Origin of the sequence: Marinomonas sp. BSi20584, from assembly GCF_002792415.1 — a bacterium.
GTDB classification, from domain to species: Bacteria; Pseudomonadota; Gammaproteobacteria; order Pseudomonadales; family Marinomonadaceae; genus Marinomonas; species Marinomonas polaris.
Map to the genome: position 1 here is coordinate 33,882 of NZ_KZ454897.1, position 21,443 is coordinate 55,324.

18 protein-coding genes are annotated in these 21,443 nt (G+C 42.3%); 9 read left to right on the top strand and 9 right to left on the bottom strand.

The annotated features are described in order from the left end of the window. Positions 1-38 precede the first annotated feature (38 nt). The 7 genes from sbcD (at position 39) to TY87_RS20425 (ending at position 9,815) form a co-directional block, all read left to right on the top strand. Complete coding sequence (sbcD, locus tag TY87_RS20395; RefSeq protein WP_100188469.1) at positions 39-1,352, top strand: exonuclease subunit SbcD; 1,314 nt, start codon at positions 39-41, stop codon at positions 1,350-1,352. Beyond that, a complete protein-coding gene (locus TY87_RS20400) occupies positions 1,349-5,092 on the top strand; it encodes an SbcC/MukB-like Walker B domain-containing protein (protein ID WP_100188470.1) in 3,744 nt (1,247 codons plus the stop codon). The genes sbcD and TY87_RS20400 overlap by 4 nt, the downstream gene beginning before the upstream one ends. A gap of 307 nt (positions 5,093-5,399) precedes the next feature. Beyond that, complete coding sequence (gene minC / locus TY87_RS20405; RefSeq protein WP_012070055.1) at positions 5,400-6,125, top strand: septum site-determining protein MinC; 726 nt, start codon at positions 5,400-5,402, stop codon at positions 6,123-6,125. A gap of 61 nt (positions 6,126-6,186) precedes the next feature. Next, a complete protein-coding gene (gene minD, locus TY87_RS20410) occupies positions 6,187-6,996 on the top strand; it encodes a septum site-determining protein MinD (RefSeq protein ID WP_048814317.1) in 810 nt (269 codons plus the stop codon). Between the two features lies 1 nt (position 6,997). Next, positions 6,998-7,255, top strand: a complete 258-nt coding sequence (minE, locus tag TY87_RS20415; protein WP_012070053.1) for a cell division topological specificity factor MinE — start codon at positions 6,998-7,000, stop codon at positions 7,253-7,255. Positions 7,256-7,430: 175 nt separating this feature from the next. Beyond that, entirely contained in the window at positions 7,431-8,615 is a 1,185-nt protein-coding gene (locus tag TY87_RS20420; RefSeq protein WP_100188471.1) for a cytochrome-c peroxidase, read from the top strand. A 147-nt stretch (positions 8,616-8,762) separates the two neighbouring features. Then, on the top strand, positions 8,763-9,815 hold the full coding sequence (locus tag TY87_RS20425) for an aldo/keto reductase (RefSeq protein WP_100188472.1): 1,053 nt from the start codon (positions 8,763-8,765) through the stop codon (positions 9,813-9,815). 160 nt (positions 9,816-9,975) lie between these two features. Here the strand turns inward: TY87_RS20425 and fusA are convergent, their stop codons facing one another. The 5 genes from fusA to TY87_RS20450 all read right to left on the bottom strand — a co-directional run bounded on the left by fusA (position 9,976) and on the right by TY87_RS20450 (position 16,384). Further along, entirely contained in the window at positions 9,976-12,066 is a 2,091-nt protein-coding gene (gene fusA, locus TY87_RS20430) for an elongation factor G (RefSeq protein WP_072841939.1), read from the bottom strand. Between the two features lie 185 nt (positions 12,067-12,251). Beyond that, complete coding sequence (locus tag TY87_RS20435) at positions 12,252-13,421, bottom strand: cation:proton antiporter domain-containing protein (protein ID WP_100188473.1); 1,170 nt, start codon at positions 13,419-13,421, stop codon at positions 12,252-12,254. A 49-nt stretch (positions 13,422-13,470) separates the two neighbouring features. Continuing rightward, the gene (locus TY87_RS20440) at positions 13,471-14,139 is read right to left on the bottom strand and encodes a TIGR04211 family SH3 domain-containing protein (protein WP_072841943.1); all 669 of its coding nucleotides are present in this window, start codon (positions 14,137-14,139) and stop codon (positions 13,471-13,473) included. Between the two features lie 123 nt (positions 14,140-14,262). Beyond that, entirely contained in the window at positions 14,263-14,739 is a 477-nt protein-coding gene (locus TY87_RS20445; RefSeq protein ID WP_072841945.1) for a DUF934 domain-containing protein, read from the bottom strand. Beyond that, positions 14,723-16,384: a nitrite/sulfite reductase gene (locus tag TY87_RS20450; RefSeq protein ID WP_072841947.1), complete on the bottom strand. Its 1,662-nt coding sequence runs from the start codon at positions 16,382-16,384 to the stop codon at positions 14,723-14,725. Before TY87_RS20450 ends, TY87_RS20445 begins: the two co-directional genes overlap by 17 nt. A 250-nt stretch (positions 16,385-16,634) precedes the next feature. On the opposite strand from TY87_RS20450, the gene nfuA reads away from it, so the two are divergent. After that, a complete protein-coding gene (gene nfuA, locus TY87_RS20455) occupies positions 16,635-17,216 on the top strand; it encodes a Fe-S biogenesis protein NfuA (RefSeq protein WP_072841949.1) in 582 nt (193 codons plus the stop codon). Positions 17,217-17,305: 89 nt separating this feature from the next. Here the strand turns inward: nfuA and TY87_RS20460 are convergent, their stop codons facing one another. Both TY87_RS20460 and TY87_RS20465 read right to left on the bottom strand, forming a co-directional pair. Continuing rightward, the gene (locus TY87_RS20460) at positions 17,306-18,382 is read right to left on the bottom strand and encodes a 3-deoxy-7-phosphoheptulonate synthase (RefSeq protein WP_100188474.1); all 1,077 of its coding nucleotides are present in this window, start codon (positions 18,380-18,382) and stop codon (positions 17,306-17,308) included. Positions 18,383-18,478: 96 nt separating this feature from the next. Continuing rightward, positions 18,479-19,240 carry a sulfite exporter TauE/SafE family protein gene (locus tag TY87_RS20465; RefSeq protein WP_100188475.1) on the bottom strand — a complete coding sequence of 254 codons (762 nt, stop codon included), beginning with the start codon at positions 19,238-19,240 and terminating at the stop codon, positions 18,479-18,481. Positions 19,241-19,349: 109 nt separating this feature from the next. Between TY87_RS20465 and cysB the strand changes: the two genes are divergently transcribed. After that, entirely contained in the window at positions 19,350-20,324 is a 975-nt protein-coding gene (gene cysB / locus TY87_RS20470; RefSeq protein ID WP_072841955.1) for an HTH-type transcriptional regulator CysB, read from the top strand. A 122-nt stretch (positions 20,325-20,446) separates the two neighbouring features. Here cysB and wrbA read toward each other — a convergent pair whose 3' ends face one another. Together wrbA and arsC are read right to left on the bottom strand one after the other, a co-directional pair. After that, positions 20,447-21,049, bottom strand: coding sequence for an NAD(P)H:quinone oxidoreductase (wrbA, locus tag TY87_RS20475; RefSeq protein ID WP_100188476.1), 603 nt, complete (start codon positions 21,047-21,049; stop codon positions 20,447-20,449). A gap of 28 nt (positions 21,050-21,077) precedes the next feature. Further along, positions 21,078-21,422 (bottom strand): arsenate reductase (glutaredoxin), encoded by a 345-nt coding sequence (arsC, locus tag TY87_RS20480; RefSeq protein ID WP_072841959.1) that lies wholly within the window; start codon positions 21,420-21,422, stop codon positions 21,078-21,080. Positions 21,423-21,443 lie beyond the last annotated feature (21 nt).

A 21,443-nucleotide genomic window follows, 5' to 3' on the forward strand; every position in this document is an offset into this window, starting at 1 on the left:
ATTTTTATGCATATTTTTATATTCAACGGATTCTATAAATGAAAATACTACACACCTCAGACTGGCATCTTGGTCAGCATTTTATGGGGAAATCTCGTCGCGATGAGCACAAAGCTTTTATTGACTGGCTATTGGCGCTGGTGGATAAAAAATCTATCGACGCGGTGATCATTGCTGGCGATGTTTTCGACACCGGCTCGCCGCCAAGTTATGCACGCGAAATGTATCATCAGCTGGTATTGGATATGAAGGCTCGCCAGTGTCAGTTGGTGATTGTCGCGGGTAATCACGATTCGGTCAGTATGCTAAATGAATCCAAGAGCTTGCTGACTTATCTCGATACGCAAGTGTCGAGCCAGGCCAATCTCGAAGATATCGACTCACATGTAATTCCTCTTAAAGACAAGACAGGCGAGATTGCGGCTTGGGTGTGTGCTGTGCCGTATTTGCGACCAAAAGATGTAATGCAAAGCGTTGCTGGGCAGTCTGAGCAAGATAAGAAGCTCAGTCTATTGCAGATGATTGGTGATTTTTATCAGCGAGTTTATGAAGCCGCTTGTGAGAAAAACAAAGCACTGAAAACGCCTGTGCCGATTATTGGTACTGGGCATTTGACCGCAGTGGGTGGACAAGTGAGCGAGTCGGTGCGTGATCTTTATGTGGGTACTTTGGAAGCTTTGCCGACGTCGGTGTTTCCGGCGTTTGATTACCTTGCTCTTGGGCATATTCATCGTGCTCAGCCGATTAGCAAAAGCGGTCGATTCCGTTATAGCGGTTCGCCGATTCCATTGAGCTTTGATGAGCTGGGTCGCGACAAGACTTTGGTTATGTTCGATACCGATTTATTAGGCGAAGACACTTTTGTTGAAGACTTGTTTGCTGAGCCTATGGATCCGGTTCAATTGGTGACGATACCTAATTTTCAGCCAATGGCGAGTTTGAAGGGTAATTTAAAAGACGTGATTAAACAGATTACTGGGTTGAAATTGGCGGAAGATAAAGCCCTTTGGATGGAAGTGACGGTGATTGCTGATGAGTATTTGAGCGATGTGCATAAGCGTTTGTTAGAAGTCATTGACGGTAAGCCAATTGAATTACTTCGTGTCATGCGAAGAAGTGCGGTAGAGAAAAAGAACGAAGGCTTTGAGGCGCGTAAAACCTTGTCAGAATTAACTGTTGGTGATGTTTTTGAACAGAGTCTTAAATCGAATTTAGAACTTGATGCAGAAGAAAGTAAAACACTGACCGAGCTTTTCAATACTTGCTTAGTAGAGTTGGAAGAGCATCAGCAAGGTCATTCGCAAGAAGAGTTAGAAAGTAAGGTGTCAAAAGGCGAGGAGAAGCAATTATGAAAATTTGTAAACTGCGCCTGAAGAATTTGAACTCCTTAAAAGGCGAATGGGAAATTGATTTTACCAAAGCGCCTTTTGATGACGCGGGTGTATTTGCCATTGTCGGACCAACGGGCGCGGGTAAGTCGACCTTATTGGATGCGATCTGTTTGGCTTTGTACCATGAAACACCGCGTCTGAAAGTCTCACCTAGTCAGAATGATGTGATGACACGCCATACATCTGAATGTTTGGCGGAAGTCGAGTTTGAAATAAAGGGCAAAGGTTATCGCGCTTTTTGGGGGCAACGACGTGCCCGCGGCCAGAGTGATGGTAAGTTACAGCCCATGACTTGTGAGCTGTGCGAACGTGATGGCAACATCATTACTACTAAGATAAACGAAAAGATCGATAAGATAGCGGAAATCACTGGCTTAGATTTTTCGCGTTTCACTAAGTCTATGTTGCTTGCTCAAGGCGGCTTTTCGGCTTTCTTGAATGCCTCTGCTAATGATCGTGCTGAGTTGTTAGAAGAGCTAACAGGCACGGAGATTTACGGTGATGTGTCTAAGTGGGTGTTTGATAAGCATAAGCAAGAAAAGCAATCTATTGCATCGCTTGAAAGCTTCAATGAGCAGACTCAATTGCTAACTGACGACGCTTTTGCTGAACTAAAGCAAACAGAATCGAGTTTTGAAGCCAATGAAAAAGCCAATGCGCAGGCGCTAAAAGCACATCAAAATGTACTTGAATGGCGTCGCACTGAACAAAAGCTGCAAGAGCAAGTTGCTCAGTATCAGCAACAAGTAGAAGAAGCGAGTCAGGCGCTTGCGGATTTTGCGCCTCAACAGCAGCAGCTTGAGCAGGCGCTGACCGCGCAAGTTTTGCTGCCTGATTATGAAAAGCAGCAAAGCTTAAAATCTCGCTTGGATCAGAATCAAGCAGATATTGCCCAATATACTGAAATGCAACAAGCGCAGCTTAAACAAAGCCAGATTATCAAGGAATCTGTTGAACAGGCTAAAACGAAATTAGCGAATACTCGTGCTGAATTAGAAGCGTTAAACAACAAAATTAATGATGAAATTCAGCCTATCTTGTCTCGCCAAGAAAGTGTGAAGGCGCAACATCAAGATGTGTCTGCTCGGTTAAAACAGGCGGCTGAAAAAGTCGAAAATCAGCAGTCGCAGTTAAAAGCGGTGACTGAAAAACAAGCAGATATTGATAAAGCGTGCGAAGACAGCAAAGCTATTTTGAGTCGCTGGGCGTCACCGGAAAAGATCGAAAATCAGTTGGCGAGTTGGCAGCATCAAGTGCAAAGTATGGCATCGAATGCTCTAGCCATTGCCGAGCTAGAAAGCAATATTGCCTCTACTACAAAATCCTATGATGTCGCTCGTTCGTCTTATGCGTCGAATCAAGCTAAGTTAGAGCAAGACCAAGCAGGTATGCTTGATCGCCAACAAGCGTTACAGAACACCCTTGATGCTTTTATGCAGTTGTCGTCGCAACGTGACTATGCTGATTGGCAGAAAGCTTATCATCAGACTGAACGCGCTCAGTATAATGCGCAATCCCTCTGGAAGCAGTTTCATCAGTATCAAGAGCGACAAGCTCAGCTGGCTGATATAGACGCCAGCCTGAATACGATGACAAACAGCATTCAACAACAGCAAAGCCAATTGGAGCAACAAAGACAAACTTATAAAGATAAGTTACGTCATCAAAAATCGGTTGAAAAACTTGCAGAGGCAGAGCGACATATTATCGTGCTCACGCAGTTGCGTGATGAACTTGGCGAGCATGATGCATGTCCGCTGTGTGGTTCGGCGGAGCATGATCTCGCTAATGCTATGTACCAAGTGGATTCTGGCAGCCAGGAAGAATTTGCTCGTTTAGGCAAAGAGCTGGATAGCCTTAAGGGGCAAGGCATGCAATTGGCTGCGGATTTAGAATCTCTGCAGCGAGAGTTAACTTCTGGTCAAACTCGACGTCAGCAATTAATTGAAGGTTTGCTCACCACAGAAAATGAGTTGAAAGAATGGATAGCATCACTAACTCACTATGTGAATAGCCAAGATGCCAGCTTTAATCTGTTTGATAAAGAGCAAGTGTCGGTTCTGGTTCAGCGCGTCGATCAAGACTGGCGTGCTTTGCAAGAAATCGCGCCTAAGCTAGAAGCGCTCCAACAATCTCGTGTGGCATTAGAATCTGAATTACAACGCTTGAATCTTCAGCATCAAACGACGCAACAGCAAGTTTCACAAGATCAGAATCAGTGTCAGCTGTTGTGGCAAACTTTAGAAACGCATCAACAGAATTTAACAACTAGAAGAGACGAACAAGAGCAAACCATTGGGCATTTGCGCAATGAAATGCAGCAAGCAAATGTTCCTGAAAGCTACTTTGATTTGTCTTTGGCAGAAGCGTTGGTGCAGTTGCAAGACGCGATGACGCAATGGCGCGACAGTAAAACGGGTTACGATGCTCTATGGCAGCAACGTGAGCAGCTTTCTTACGAATGCCAAGGTCTGCAAGGTGCGTTAAAAGAGAGTCAGCAATTGCATACTGAAGCACGTGAGAAAGTCGCTGAGCTTGATGCGAGTTTAAAAGCTATCGCTGAACAGTTACATGAACTTTTAGGTGGCAAGAGTGTTGGTGAACTTCGTCAAGAAGTGCAATCTCAGACTGATCATGCTCATCAAGCGTTAGAAAAGGTAGAATCTGAGCGACAGCAAATCGCTCAAGCATTGGCGTCTAGTAATGCTACGTTGGAAGCTCTCAATAAAACGCAGCTTTTATTAACGTCAGAATATGAGGCAGCTTTGTCTCATTGGCAAAAACGTTTAGCTGAGACAGGCTTTGAAAGTGAGGCTGTTTGGTTGCAAGCAAGTTTATCCACAGAGGAAGTCAATCAACGTCAAGACGTGCAGAAGAAGTTACAAGAAGCCGTTTCTCGATTACAAACATTATTAACTCAATCCGAGGAATCCTTGCTTAAGCATTCCGAAAGCAAGTCCAAGCTTGCTGTTTTTGACGATGCTGCTCTTGACGGCTCTATCTTTGAAAAGTCTTCTCTTGAAGAGCTGGAAGAAAAATATGCAGAGCTTGATTTAGAGCGTCAAGCTCTGCATCGTCAATGGGGTGTAGTTGCTCAGCAGATTCAAGAAGAAGTTAAACGCAGGGATCAGGTAACCAAATCTAAAGAGGCTCTAAAGGCTCGTCGAGAGGCGTTTGTTCATCTCGAGCGCTTGAATCATTTAATCGGCTCTGCTGATGGAGCTAAATTCCGTCGTTTTGCGCAAAGTTTGACGCTGGATCATTTGGTGTATTTGGCGAATCAACACTTGGATATTTTGCATCGTCGCTATCAATTAATGCGTAACGAAGATGCTTTGTCTTTACTTGTGGTAGATACTTGGCAAGCGAACGCCTCGCGCGATACGAAAACGCTGTCTGGTGGAGAGTCTTTCTTGGTGAGTCTAGCACTAGCCTTGGCTTTGTCTGATTTGGTGTCCCATAAGACTAGTATCGATTCGCTATTCTTAGATGAAGGTTTCGGCACTTTGGATAGCGAGACGCTAGAGTCTGCCCTTGATGCTTTGGATAACTTGCATTCATCAGGTAAAACTATCGGTATTATTAGTCATATTAATGCTCTGAAAGAACGTATTCCTGTACAAATTAAGTTAACAAAACAAAGTGGTTTGGGGGTGAGTCGTCTTTCTGCTGAATTTGCTGTGCATTCGACAGAAGAATGAGGTATTAATCCGTTTATTTACTGACTGTTATTGGTGCAAAAGTTTTCCCCAGATTTATGGGAACAAGTATGTAAGTAAGTTGTAAAATATTAATTAAATCAAATGCTTAATCTTACGTTCATTATTGCTCATTTTGCGTTATTCTTAGCACTACAAGAGAGCGGTATGGGCATTTATGTAAGTGTAAAGACATTGTAGTGGTGGCTTTCTTTAATCATCCAGCTTGATAGAATAGATTTTTAACGCTGATGATGAAAGTTCAGTGCGGCTTTTCAGTATTTAAGCTATTTAAAAAAGGACAGTTTGCATGACAGACTCAGGCTTCCGACTTAAAGGAAGTGTCGTTACAACGGTTTTATTAGAAATTCAAACCTTTTCATTAGATGACATTGTATTTCATTTAAAAGAGAAGATTGATCAGGTCCCGCATTTTTTTAATCAAGCGCCGATCATCATTGATATTTCGAAAATGAAGCGTGGTATTAGGTTAGAAGAATTCGAGGTGCTGATTCAATCGGTCAGCGCTCTTGGCCTTGGCGTAATTGGCTGGCGTTGTGATCCTGAAGCATTACCTGTTTGGAATGCTTCGGTAACTATTCCTCTATTGCCGGCAAGTAAAGCAAGACCAATTAATATATCTCCTGCTGTTAAGGAAGAAACTAGCCCAGATGTAGTGGTGAAGACAGTGGTTGAAGAGCGCTTAGTGCCTCAAGCTACTAAGGTGATTACTAAGCCAATTCGTTCTGGTCAGCAAGTTTATGCTGAAGGTGACTTAATTATACTTAATCAGGTTAGTGCTGGTGCTGAAGTGCTTGCTGATGGGAATATCCATGTTTATGGTGCATTGCGTGGTCGTGCATTGGCTGGTGTGAAAGGTGATGCGGACGCCCGAATTTTTTGCAAAAGCATGGAAGCGGAATTGGTTTCCATTGCTGGTAATTTTATGTTGAGCGATGCGCTGCAAAATATCGTTTGGAAAGACAGCGCTCAAGTGTTATTAGTTGACGATAGCTTAGAAATCGTACCGCTTTAAAATTTATTATTCATTTAATTAGTTAGGTAGACTCAGTGTGAGTTTATCGGGGGATACAACATTGGCAAAGATTATAGTAGTCACCTCGGGCAAGGGTGGTGTCGGCAAGACAACATCCAGTGCTGCTATTGGGACTGGTATTGCGTTAAAAGGTCATAAAACGGTAATTATAGATTTCGATGTGGGTTTACGTAATCTAGACTTGATTATGGGTTGTGAACGTCGAGTGGTTTATGATTTCGTGAATGTCATAAATAAAGAGGCGACTTTATCTCAAGCTTTGATAAAAGATAAGCGTACAAAAGATTTGTTTATTTTGCCGGCGTCGCAAACGCGCGACAAAGATGCTTTAACTATTGAAGGGGTTCAGGGAGTTCTTGAGGAGCTTGCTAAGGACTTTGAATACATTATCTGTGATTCGCCAGCAGGTATTGAGAAGGGCGCTCAGATGGCGCTATATTTTGCTGACGCTGCCATCGTTGTAACTAATCCAGAAGTATCTTCTGTGCGCGACTCGGATCGTATTTTGGGTATTCTACAAAGTAAGTCTAAGCGTGCAGAAGATGGTAAAGAGCCAATCGAAGAGCATCTCCTTCTAACACGGTACCACCCTGGCCGTGTTGCGTTAGGTGAAATGCTAAGTGTCTCTGATGTTGAGGATATTTTAGCAATTCCATTACTGGGTGTTATTCCTGAGTCAGAGGCTGTTTTGAAAGCTTCAAACCAAGGGACACCAGTTATTTTAGACACAGATTCTGAAGCCGGTCTTGCCTACATGGACGCTGTTGACCGATTGATGGGCGAGGAGCGTCCTTTGCGCTTCTTAGAGGTCCAGAAAAAAGGTTTTATCAAACGTTTGTTAGGAGGTTAGAGTGGGAATTTTTGACTATTTTAAAAGCAAAAGCGCGCCTAGCTCCGCTTCTGTTGCCAAGGATCGATTGCAGATTATTGTTGCTCATGAGCGTAGTAAACGCCATCAGCCAGATTATTTGCCACAGATGCAGCAAGAAATCATTGATGTAATTCGTAAGTATGTAAATATCGGCAATGAAGATGTGCAGATACAATTAGACAATACCGATGATTGTTCAATATTAGAGTTAAATGTGACCTTGCCAGAGCAGAATTAGTGCTTCGGTAAGTTCTCGTTAATAATAAGAAAGCGCTCAATGAGACAATTGATGTATGTCTTGTTTGGCGCTTTTTTTGTGCCGAATTATTATTGTACAGTCGTCATCGTTTTACTCAGGTTTTCATGGGTGTATGATGCGAGCCATTCTTTTTTGATTGTTAGAGTAAGATAACATGCTGCGTTTTTCTTTGGGTGTGATTGCTGTTTCTTTGTTTCTAGCTGCTTGCAGTGAACCTAAGCAAGTTGTTTTGCAAGCTAAGTCTACTAGTTCCTCTCCTGAGCTTCCTGTTGCAATGACAGATCCTAAAGCGATGTTGGGAGCGCAGTTATTTTTTGATACGAATTTATCTAAAGAGCGCAATCAGTCTTGTGGAACCTGTCACGATATCGCAAACGGTTTTGTAGATAAAAGACAAGATGCTTTGTTTGGTGCGGTTTCATTGGGCAGCGATCGATTATCTATGGGGAGTCGCAATACACCGACTGCGGCCTATGCGGCGTTTGCTCCGGCTTTTCATCGCATGTCTAATGGTGAATATCGTGGTGGCCAGTTTCTAGATGGTCGAGCCTCTGGTTTGGCGCAACAAGCAGAAGGACCATTTTTAAATCCTTTGGAGATGGCTTTGCCAGACGGTGCGGCTGTTGTTAACCGAGTAAAAGAAAATGAGCGCTATGAAGGCTTGTTTAATTCAATTTATGGGCAAGATATTTTAAATGATCCAATAAAGGGTTATGCCGCAATCACAGAGGCTATTGCGACGTTTGAAAAAACAGCTATGTTCCTGCCGTTTGACTCGAAATACGATCGAGCTTTACGTGGCGAGATAAAACTGACGCCTCAAGAGGAACTTGGAAAAACCTTATTTTTCTCTCAACAGTTTACAAACTGTAATGCTTGTCACCAACTGAATGCCTCACCACTTAACTCCCAAGAAACCTTTACTAATTATGAATATCGTAATATTGGTGTACCGGCTAACCCTGACTTGATGACGCACAATGGTAATAAAAAAGATCTTGGATTATTGGATAATCCGTCCATAGATGACCCTAAGCAAGCAGGTAAGTTTAAAGTGCCGTCTTTGCGAAATGTCGCTGTTACAGGGCCATATATGCATAATGGTGTCTTTAAAGATCTTCGAACGGTAGTGCTTTTTTATGATAAATATAATAATCCAAGGCGTACGATAAACCCTGAAACAGGTAAGCCTTGGGCTGAGCCTGAAGTGGCGGAAAATATCGACTTGGTGAATTTGCAAAAGGGTCCAGCCTTGCCAGATCAAAGGGTGGATGCCATTGTTGCGTTTTTGAAAACATTAACAGATCAGCGCTATGAGTCATTACTTAATGATCAATAGTGTTGTTATTGTTGTGACAGCTAGGCTTAACTCCTTATTGTTTTCATTGATAAAACTGGCTAGTAAGTAAAAAATTTATTACATTGATTCTTTAGTTATTTTCTTTCGCATCTTGTATGTGCCGCTTGAATTTAAAGGGTTGATATCATGAAGTATGTTCCACTTGGCCGAACTGGCTTAGAAGTTTCTCGCGTATGTTTGGGTACCATGACTTGGGGTACTCAAAACAACCAAGCTGATGCCGATGTTCAAATTGAATACGCTTTAGCAAATGGTGTGAATTTTATCGACACTGCTGAAATGTATTCTGTACCGCCAACGCCTGAGTCTTATGGTAAAACAGAAACTATTATTGGTGATTGGCTTTCTCGTAATCCATCGCGTCGTAAAGAATTTATTCTTGCTACTAAAATTGCCGGCCCTGGAATGAAATACGTTCGTGATGGAAGCAATATTTCTGGCAAAACGGTGATTGAAGCAGTAGATGCTTCTCTGAAGCGTTTGCAGACAGATTATATTGATCTTTATCAGCTTCATTGGCCAAATCGTTCTACACCACATTTTGCAAAGCACTTCCCTGGGGTTATTAGCTTTACTGATGTTGATCGTAATGAGCAGTCCGCTCAAATATTAGATATTCTTCAAGGGTTAGATGCTTGTATTAAATCGGGTAAAATTCGTCACTTTGGTTTATCTGATGATACGACTTGGGGGATTAATGAGTTTATTCGTTTGAGTGATAAACATGGTTTGCCTCGAGTTGCGTCTATTCAAAATGAATTTAGCTTGTTACACACAAAAGATTGGCCCTATTTGGTTGAAAACTGTGTTCATGAAGATGTTGCGTATTTGCCTTGGTCGCCTTTGGCGGCTGGTGCTTTAACAGGTAAGTATCTTGGTGGTGCCCGCCCTGCAGGAAGTCGTTGGACCTATGCGCAGCGTAACGGTATTTTCCGTGATACCCCTTTGGTTGAGAAAGCGGTTGCCGCTTATATGGAAGTGGCTAAGAGACATGGCTTTACTGCTGCGCAGCTTGCATTAGCATGGTGTGATCAAGTTGACGGTGTTAGTTCAACTATCATTGGTGCGACGTCTCTTGAGCAGTTGAAAGAAGATATGGCTGCTTTTGACATGCCACTGTCTGAAGAAGCTTTGAAGGAGATCATGGCAGTCTTTAAAGAATATCCTGTTCCGTTCTAATGGGCAGCTGATTAACTCTGATATGAATTTAAAAAGCGCTTCGGCGCTTTTTTTATGTCTTTAAAATTTTGGCTGGTGAAGGAGGGGGGGATTTTGACCAATAAAAAACCCGATACACAATGTGTATCGGGTTTTTTTAGAGATTAGAAAAAACTAGAACTTAGTTCTTTTCTCTTTCTTTCTTCTCTTTAACCGCAGCGATAACGGTTTCAGCTACGTTAGAAGGACATGGTAGGTAGTGAGAGAACTCCATAGAGAACTGACCACGACCAGAAGTCATTGTACGTAGAGTGCTGATGTAACCAAACATTTCAGATAGAGGTACGTCTGCTTTGATGCGAACACCAGTCAAACCTTTCTCTTGGTCTTTGATCATGCCGCGACGACGGTTTAAGTCACCGATAACATCACCAACGTGGTCATCTGGAGTGAACACGTCAACTTTCATGATCGGTTCGATCAACTGAGGGCCAGCTTTTGGAACTGACTGACGGAAAGCGCCTTTAGCAGCGATTTCGAAGGCAATTGCAGAAGAGTCAACCGCGTGGAATCCACCGTCGAACAATTCAACCTCAACGTCTAGTACAGGGAAGCCTGCTAGAACACCTTGGTTCATCATAGACTTGAAGCCTTTTTCTACAGCTGGGAAGAACTCTTTTGGTACGTTACCACCAACAACTGAAGATGTGAACTTGAAGCCAGAACCCACTTCACCAGGCTTGATGCGGTAGTCGATTTTACCAAACTGACCGGATCCACCAGATTGTTTCTTGTGAGTGTAAGTGTCTTCAATGCTCTTCGTGATAGTTTCACGGTAAGCTACTTGTGGCTGACCTACAATTAGATCAACGCCGTAAGTGCGTTTCAATATGTCTACTTTGATGTCTAGGTGAAGCTCGCCCATACCTTTAAGGATGGTTTCGCCAGAATCAATGTCAGTTTCAACGCGGAACGTTGGATCTTCAGCAACCATTTTACCAATTGCGATACCCATTTTCTCGTTGCCGCCTTTGTCTTTTGGCGTAACAGAGATAGAGATAACTGGCTCAGGGAAAACCATTGCTTCAAGAGTGCAAGGGTGCTTAGGATCGCATAGAGTGTGACCAGTTTGCACGTTTTTCATGCCAACGATTGCGATGATATCACCAGCTTGAGCTGTGCTAATTTCATTACGGTCGTTCGCTTGCATTTCAACCATACGGCCTACGCGTTCGGTTTTGCCCGTGAAGCTGTTAAGGATTGTATCACCTTTGTTTAGTACGCCAGAGTAGATACGTACGAAAGTAAGGGCGCCGAAACGGTCGTCCATGATTTTAAATGCAAGAGCTTTAAGCGGCTCTTTAGCATCTACGATCGCTTTTTCACCTGTTGGAACACCTTCTTCGTCAGTAAGATCTTGAGGATCTACTTCGGTTGGGCTTGGTAGGTAGTCGACTACTGCATCAAGAAGAAGTTGCATGCCTTTGTTTTTGAAGGCAGAACCACAGTATGTTGGGAAGAATGCAAGATCACGAGTACCTTTACGTATACAGCGTTTTAGGTCTTCCATAGAAGGCTCTTCGCCGTCCATGTAGGCCATCATTACGTCATCGTCTTGCTCAACAGCTGTTTCTAGAAGCTTTTCACGGTATTCTTCAACAATCTCTTCCATGTCAGCAGGAACATCTTCGATGCTGTAGTTTTCTGGCTGGCCAGAATCATCCCAGATGTAAGCTTTGCGAGTTAATAGATCAACAACGCCTGAGAATTCATCTTCAGTACCGATAGGTAGAACCATGATCAATGGGGTCGCGCCAAGTACTTTTTTAACTTGCTCAGTTACGCGATAGAAGCTAGCGCCTAGACGGTCTAACTTATTTACGAAGATCAAACGTGCAACTTCAGAATCGTTCGCATAACGCCAGTTAGTTTCTGATTGTGGCTCTACACCGCCAGAACCACAGAATACACCGATACCACCATCAAGAACTTTTAGTGAACGGTATACTTCTACTGTGAAGTCAACGTGTCCAGGTGTGTCGATAACGTTAAAGCGGTGATCTTTCCAGAAACAACTTACAGCCGCAGACTGGATGGTAATACCGCGTTCAGCTTCTTGTTCCATGAAGTCGGTAGTAGATTCACCCTCATGTACTTCACCAAGCTTGTGGATCATACCAGTAAGTTTAAGAATACGTTCTGTGGTAGTAGTTTTGCCCGCGTCAACGTGAGCAAAAATACCGATGTTTCTGTATTTTGATAAGTCAGCCATTACATTACTCTAAATAAGTGAGGACGAAATTTGCGCGTTAGTATACAAGACTTTTTGCATTGGTAGTCAGGTATTTCGCGCTATTCTATTATATTTTATGCACTTAAAGAAAGAGGCAAGATAAAAGCATTTTATAAATGTGGCAGAAGTTCTTCTAATGAGGGCGATAAAACAACTGAATTGCTCTAATCTCGTCGCAATCTATCTGATATGGCAATAGGGTTGGGATAGTTTAAAATGACAATATAGGTTGATAGCGCAAAACTAAGAATAGCTGTGGCCTGTATGACATGGGAAGCTTCTTTACCAATTAGGCCTATGTTGGCTGCTAGATAAGCAATTAGCAGCGAAAACTCACTTATTTGACCTAAACGAAAGCCAACTTCCCAGGATGTACTGGCATCCTCTTTGATGGCTTTCAGTAGGTAGCGAAAAACCACCGGTTTGATAAACATTGAGCTAATGGCCAATATTAAGGCGGGCACGATGACGAGGCCTAGTAGATCAAGATTAAAGCTCGCACCAATACTAAAGAAAAACAAAATTAAGAAGAAATCTCTTAGTGGTTTTAGATGAGTAGCTATGTATTGAGAAATTGGGCTGGTTGCTAATGCGACGCCAGCTATGAAGGCCCCCATTTCTGCTGATAAACCTGCTATCTCAGCCAGTACGGCCATGGATAGACACCACCCAATAGAAACCAAGAAAATATACTCATGGAATCGGTCAAATCGAGTAATTAACTTTAGCAAAATATATTTTACGAACAGGAAGGCACAAGCGACAAGTAGCGGTAATTCAATTAGAGGTTTTATATAATGTATTGCGTCAATACTTTCGTTGCCGGAAATGCTATGCAGTACCAATAATACTGCGATTGCTATCATATCTTGTAATAGCAATAAACCGACTACAAGTTCTCCTGTATGTTTGTGATGTAAAACGGTAGTTGGAAGTAGTTTGATGCAAACAATTGTGCTGGAGAACATCATTGCAAGGCCAATGATTAAACTTTCTGTGCTGCTATAGCCGTAAAGTATGGCTACCCCATATCCTAAAGCTGCAAAAACGGCGGAGCTAAGTAGGGCGATCCATGAGGCTTTTTTGAGCATGTTTATTAAGTGACTTGGCTGCATATCTAAGCCAAGTAGAAAGAGTAAGAAGATGATGCCAATATGGCTCATCTCGTCCATTAGTTTTGGTTCGTTAATCAGGGATAGTGCGGAGGGGCCAAATAAAACGCCAAGTGCAATGTAGGCGATAATCATAGGTTGCCTTGTGTATAAGGCTATGGAAGCAACGACTGCCGCTCCTGCAAATACTAAAAAGAAGGAGTGTACTATCGATGCTTCCATTAATTATCCTTTATAAAGCTAGGAGCTTATATAAAGCGAAGACCTCTATTTAAGACCAAGAGCCTGTACCGCTTTTTTTGCGTCGTAGCATGGGTAATAGTATGCCTAGTAGTAAGCCACCAAAAAGAGTTGCTCCTCCAATCATAAACCATTTTTGCTCGGTCGTATCTTGTAGTTTCTCTGCTTGAGCTATCGCTATACTTGCTTGCTGTTTGAGAGTTGCTATTTGATAACTAACATCTTCGTTTTGAGATACGATGGCTTGTGCCTTTTCTGATAATTCAGCGGCATTTTGCAGTTGTTGTTTTAGCGATTCGTTCTCGTCCTGAAGCGCAGTATTTGTGCTGTTTAGCTCTTGAATTTTTTGTTGGCTTACTTTCAGTGCATCGGCAACTTCCGTTCTGCTTTCGGTGTTTTTATCTAAACGAGTTTGTAGTGTCTCTAGCTGATCTCTTGTTACCATATCTTCGCTAAGAAAATAATCTGCAACCCAGCCTTCATTTCCACTTGGCGTTCGAACTTTCGTATAGCCATCGTTTTGTTCTAAAACTACTAATGGTGTTCCACTTTTTAAGCCTCTTTCTACTGCTCTTGTATTGTTGTCTAGCCCCTCGCGGATGGCAACAAATTGGATGTCGGAAATATATACTGTCGCAGAATGCGCAGTGGCAGAGAGTAGTGCGCCAATAATTAGGCTGGTAATGCGTATTTTAGACACGTCAAGTTCCTTTAACAATCAATCACTTTATCTGTTTAGTACGATAATGATGAGGCGTCCAATACGCAATAGAAAAGGCCATCGTAATGGCCTTTTCTTGTTAGTTTATTGAAAATGTTTTGTCTAGCGACGCAAGAATAGCGGTCTAGGGTCCGTTACGTCACCTTGATAAGCGATTGAGAATGGCTTATGTAGGGCAAGGGCTTTTTCTAAATTTACTTCTTCGTTGAATTGGAAACTGTTAAATCCAACGCGTAAAAGGTAGCCCAATTGGTCAGGAATGAAGTTGCCAAGTGCTCTAATTTCACCTTGGTAATTTAATCTCTCTCTTAAAAGACGCGCATAGCTAAAGCCTCTTCCATCAGTAAATGCAGGAAAATGAACGCCAATAACATCGAATTGATTTAAATCAACGTCTTGTAGGAACTCGACTCCGTCACCTGCTTCTAACCAAATCCCAGCGACGTTACTAATAGTATTTTTTTCAGATAACCATTTCTGCGCAGCAATAATGCTGTTCGGTGTAACTTCTTGCTCGACGTCTTGTATCCAATTATAAGTGTTGTCGATTATCTCGCCGTTTTTAATTAGCTTTGGCATAAGCGGCCTCTTTAAATGGTGTGATGCCAACGCGGCGATAAGTGTCGATAAAACGTTCTTCTTCAGAGCGGTTTTCGACATAGACGTTCATTAGCTTTTGAATAACGCTGCTGATTTCTTCTTGAGCAAATGAAGGGCCAAGGATTTTGCCAATACTTGCATCGTGCCCTGAAGCGCCACCAATTGAAATTTGGTAGAACTCTTCACCTTTCTTGTCTACACCTAGAATACCGATGTTACCAACATGGTGATGACCGCATGCATTCATGCAGCCTGAAATATTCAAATCGATATTTCCAAGATCGTAGAGGTAGTCAAGATCATTAAAGGTTTCTTGGATTTGTGCTGCAATCGGAATGGATTTCGCATTCGCTAACGCGCAGAAATCACCGCCAGGACAGCAAATCATGTCAGTTAATAGGCCAAGAGTTGGTGTGGCAAAACCAGCTTCTTTTGCTGCTTCCCAAAGCTCTACCAATTGGTCTTGACGAACATCAGCAAGTACTAGGTTTTGCTCATGGCTAACACGCAACTCACTAAAACTGAATTGGTCGGCAAGATTTGCTGCTTTTTGCATTTGTTCAGCGGTTGCATCGCCTGGTGCTTGGCCTGCTTTTTTGAGAGTCAATGTTACTATGCGGTAACCTGCTTTTTTGTGTTCAAAAGTATTACGTTCAAACCAACGTGCAAAGCCAGCGCTGTCAGCTAGCTTGTTTGTTAAGCTAGCTGGATTGTTTTCTAGTGTTTCATAGTTCGGCTCGCTAAAAAAGCCTTGAAGGCGCTCGAATTCACTCATTGGAACAGTGCTTTCTTTGCCTCTTAGGTGTTGCCATTCAGCTTCAACACGGCTACGGAATTCTTCGATCCCTAACGCTTTGACTAATATTTTAATGCGTGCTTTGTACTTATTGTCACGACGACCTTGTTGATTGTATACACGAATAATGGCATCTAGGTAGGTTAGTAGGTCTACGCGAGGAATGAACTCACTGATTGTAACGCCAACCATTGGAGTGCGACCTAGGCCGCCGCCAACCATGACTTTAAAGCCAATTTCACCAGCATCATTTTTACGGATTTGCAGACCAATGTCATGAACCTGTACGGCAGCACGGTCAGCAGACTCAGTAGCATTGACAGCAATCTTGAATTTACGAGGAAGGAATGCGAATTCAGGGTGGAAGGTAGACCACTGACGAATCAATTCACAGTATGGGCGTGGATCAACGACTTCATCTGAGATAACGCCAGCGTATTGGTCTGTCGTTGTATTACGAATACAGTTACCGCTGGTTTGAGTGGCGTGCATCTGTACTTCAGCAAGTTCTGCTAAAATATCAGGCACGTCTTCTATTTTAGGCCAATTTAATTGTAAGTTCTGGCGGGTACTAAAATGCCCGTATGATCTGTCATAGCGGCAGCTAATATCGGCTAATTTACGTAATTGAGCGCTAGATAGCATTCCATATGGGATAGCAATACGCAGCATTGGTGCGTAGCGTTGTACATAAAGGCCGTTTTGTAGTCGCAATGGTAAGAATTCTTGCTCGCTCAATTCTTGATTTAAATAGCGGCGTGTTTGGTCGCGGAATTGTGCTACACGCTCTTCAACAAGCTGTTGGTCAATGGCGTCGTATTGATACATAGTGAAATGAACCGTGGTTAATAAATGTAAGTTGAACTATGTTAGCAAATATCCTTTATTCTAAAAATGAATATTTACCTATATCTTTAGTGGTTTTCATAATAAGGCTTATTCGGAATCTCTTTATCGGAAAAAGGTATATATAGAAAGAGGAAAAATACCCTACTTTTTTACTTGGTCTTTGGCTTTGCTCTTTATCTCCTGTAATATAACCCTCATTGATCGTTATGTAGATTTTGAAAGGGTTATTATGAATATTACAATTACCGATGGTGCCCAAGAATATCTTTCTTCTTTGCTGGAAAAACAAGGTGTAGAAGGTATTGCAGTGCGAATTTTTATCCAGCAGCCGGGTACGCCTTATGCTGAAACTTGTCTTGCTTATTGTCGTCCAGACGAAGTAAATGAAACAGACGAAATCTTGAATTTGCCTAAGTTAAAAGTGTACATCGAAAAGAATTCTGTAAATTTTTTGGATGAAGCTTTTGTTGATTACGCTACTGAAAAAATGGGTGGTCAGCTAACTATTAAAGCGCCTAATGCCAAAATGCCAAAAGTCACGGCAGATAGTCCAATTGAAGATCAAATCAATTACGTACTTTATTCTGATATCAATCCAGGCTTAGCGGCTCATGGTGGAGAAGTAAGTTTGCTTGAAGTGATCGATGGTCAAGTTGCTGTATTGAAATTCGGTGGCGGCTGTCAGGGTTGTAGTGCGGTTGATCTGACTCTTAAAGAAGGTGTTGAAAAAACTTTAATGGAGAAAGTTCCAGGTCTTACTGCTGTTAAAGACTCTACGGATCATACTGTTACAGATAATGCTTTCATGTAAGTGTATCTTACAAAAAACATTTAATAAAAAAGGGGAGTCGCTATATTGCGATTCCCCTTTTTATTGGGTGGCTTTCTAGTTAATAAAACTTATCCGCGTTGACGTTTTGGAAGTACGTCACGTAATGCATTAGCCATTTCTGTTAGCGCTTTTTCTGTCGTTTCCCAGTCAATGCAGGCATCAGTAATGGATACGCCGTATTCTAGGTCGCTTAAGTTTGCTGGTACTTTTTGGTTGCCCCAGCCGATGTTGCTTTCGATCATTAGTCCCATAATGGATTGGTTGCCATCAAGGATTTGTTGAGTTGAGTCTTCTGCAACGGTTACTTGGCGTTCAGGTTTTTTACTAGAATTTTCATGGGAGGTGTCCACCATGATGTTCACTTTTAGATTAGCTTTCAATAATTCTTGTTCAGCTTCAGCTACAAATTTTGTTTCATAGTTCGGTTTTCCGCCGCCGCCACGAAGAACAATGTGCCCGTAATCATTTCCTTTAGTATTTACAACGGTCACTTGACCTTCTTCATTTATGCCTAAGAAAGAATGCGGATGGGAGACTGATTGCATTGCATTTATAGCAACGGTTAGACCGCCATCAGTGCCATTTTTAAATCCAACTGGGCCAGATAGACCAGATGCCATTTCACGGTGAGTTTGTGACTCTGTCGTGCGCGCACCGATAGCAGACCAGCTAATAAGGTCTTGAATATATTGAGGTGAAATAGGATCCAAAGCTTCAGTGGCAAGTGGAAGGCCAAGCTCGGATAAATCGATAAGTAGTTTACGGCCAATGCGAATACCTTTGTTTATGTCAAAAGTACCATCTAGGTTAGGATCGTTGATTAAGCCTTTCCAGCCAACTGTAGTACGTGGCTTTTCAAAATAAGCACGCATGATGATGTATAAGGTGTCATCTAATTTTTCGGCAAGCGCTTTTAGGCGTGTCGCATAATCCAAAGCTGCTTTTGGATCATGAATAGAGCAGGGTCCAATTACGATAGCCAGACGGTGGTCTTTGCCGTCCATAATGTTTTTGATTATGTCGCGTGATTTAGCTACATGGATGCTAACACTTTCGCTAACAGGCAGTTCTTTCTTTAATTGACTCGGTGTTACCAGAGAGGTAAATGAGGCAATATTTAAGTCTTCAAGACGTTTGTTACTCATTGCGGGGTTTCCTGCTTTTTTGCTTTTAGTTATAGCTGCTTACAATATCGTGTTTTTCCCTCTGAATGAACCGCTTAGCTGTGATTTTTTGACTTTTTAGAAGAAAAGATACTTCACGCCAAAAGAGAGTAAAGCGGTTGCTAATACAGGTTGTAAAACATGGTTGGGTACATGGCTTGCGATACGTGTACCAATGTATATTGTCGGTATGGAGCCGATTAAAAGGGCAGCGAGTAATGAGTAGTCAACGTTGCCTAAAAAAATGTGTCCTGTCCCGGCAACTAGGGTTAGTGGTACTGCATGTGCTAGGTCGGTTCCCACAATATTTTTTGCTCTCATGATCGGAAATAATATCATCATGATGGCGGTTCCTAAGGCACCAGCACCAACGGAAGTAAGGGTAACTAATACGCCTAAAATAAATCCGCAGACAAAGACGATTTTTGTACTTTGGTCGTCTGATATGTTGAAGCTTAGTGCTTTGGTTAACTTAGCTCTAAATAATATAACCACGGCAGTGAGAACTAGCATCATACCTAACGTACTGGTTAAAATTTCTTGATAGTGATCGGGCTTTTCAAATCTTGATAATGCCCAAACGGTTATGAGGGAAGCGGGAATGCTTCCTGCCGCCATGGCGAAAACAATTTTCCAGTTTACATTGCCGCGTTTAGCATGCATGACAACGCCGGTGCTTTTTGCAATGCCTGCATACATAAGATCTGTGCCAATCGCGATATGGGGAGGAAAGCCAAACATCAATAAAAGTGGTGTCATAAGTGAGCCGCCACCAACACCTGTGATGCCAACAGCCAAGCCAACCGCCGCACCTGCAGAAATGTACCAAAGAAAATCCATTAGAAAAGCCACATTGAAGTTATTTAAGCTGGCAACACTAGAGGTTTTTTACTATTCTATAAAGTAATATTTTATTATGTTTTTAACTCTTTTTCGAATAAGGCAGACGATGAAATTACAGCAGCTTAGGTATATATGGGAAGTGGCACGTCATGACTTGAACGTTTCGGCCACGGCGCAAAGTTTATACACGTCACAGCCAGGCGTTAGTAAGCAGATTCGTCTTTTGGAAGATGAGCTTGGTGTAGAGGTTTTTGCGCGGAGCGGAAAGCACCTAACGCATGTGACACCGGCTGGCGAAAAAATTATTGCTTTAGCAGGTGAAGTGCTTAGTCAAACGCAAAATATTAAGCGTGTGGCGAAAGAATTTAGTGATGAGCGTAAAGGGTCGCTTGATATCGCAACGACGCATACACAGGCTCGATATGCTTTGCCTAAAGTGATTAATCAATTCATTGAAGGTTATCCTGACGTTAGTTTGCATATGCATCAAGGAACACCAATGCAAATCGCAGAAATGGCAAACGACGGTCTTGTCGATTTTGCAATTGCGACAGAAGCGTTAGAGTTATTTGGCAATCTGGTTATGTTGCCTTGTTATACGTGGAACCGTTCAGTGGTTGTGCCAAAAGACCATCCTTTGGCAAAAGTAAATAAGCTGACTCTGCAAGCATTGGCTGAATATCCTATTGTCACGTATGTATTTGGTTTTACGGGTCGATCTCAATTGGATCAGGCGTTTCAAGAGGCAGAATTACAACCAAATGTTGTATTTACTGCTGCGGACTCTGATGTGATTAAAACTTATGTGCGCTTAGGACTTGGTGTGGGGATTGTAGCTTCAATGGCCCATGATGAAATACAAGATGCAGATTTGGTTGCTTTAGATGCTTCGCATCTTTTTGCAGACAGTTGCACAAAAATAGGCATTCGTAGTAATACATTTATTCGTGGCTATATGTATAAATTTATTGAATCTTTTGCGCCTCATCTGACAAAAGATGTCGTAATGGCTGCGATGGAGGCTGGGAATCGGCAAGATGTTGAATTATTGTTTAAGGATATCGAGCTTCCAAGGCATTGAGCTTAATCACTAAGAATTGATTGTAAGATACTAGTCATTAGGTAGTAAAAAGCCGCAGCATAATTTTTTATGTTGCGGCTTTTTTCGTTTTGTATGGTTTGTTCTAGATAAACTAAAAAGGCTTATTTTTTTAGCTTGATGGCCATTTCGGCGATGCGTTTACCTTGCGCTTCACAAAGTGCTTTTTCATCATTGGTTAAAGCAGTTTCATGTGTGCTGTTTGCTAGGTGGCTTGCACCATAAGGCGTTCCGCCTGCCTGCGTACTGATTAGCTCTTTGTTTTTGTAAGGCAAACCAAGCCAAACCATGCCGTGATGGATTAACGGTGTCATCATGCTGTGAATGCATTGTTCTTGGCCGCCATGCATGGTGCTTGCGCTGGTGAAGCCGCAAGCGGGTTTGTCGATTAATTGGCCTGTTAGCCAGAGTGTCGATGTCTGATCGATGAAATGTTTCAGTGGTGCGGCCATACTGCCAAAATAGGAAGGTGATCCTATAGCAAGTCCTGAGCAATCTGCTAGTTCTTCCAAAGTGCAATAAGGCGCGCCATCGTCTGGTAATGCTGGAGCGGCGACTTTTGTTGTATCAGCCACTTCTGGAACTTGGCGTATCTTTGCTTCTATGCCGTTGGTTTTGTTGATGCCGCGAGCAATGTACTTTGCCATTTCTGAGACTGAGCCGTGACGACTGTAAAACAAAACCAATACGTAAGGTGAAGGGATCATTCAGTAGTTCCTATTTAGTTGCTCTCATTTATTTAAATAAGGCTAAAACATCTTCAGGTGGGCGACCAATCTTTGCTTTGTCGTTGTGTATAACAATAGGGCGTTCTATTAGGCTTGGGGTCGTGTGCATAGCTTGCAGACGTTCTTCGTCGGTAGATTCTTTGCTTAAACCAAGTTCTTTGTAGATGGTTTCTTTAGTGCGCATGAGTTCTAGTGGTGTTATATCTAGCTGTGTAAGTAATGCTTGGATTTCTTCGATACTTGGGGGATCTTGCAAATACAGACGAATCTCAGGCTGGATATTGTTTTCTTCTAGAAGTTGTAAGGTTTGGCGAGATTTTGAACAGCGAGGGTTGTGGTAAATAGTGGTCATGTTGGTTCCTATTTATTACTG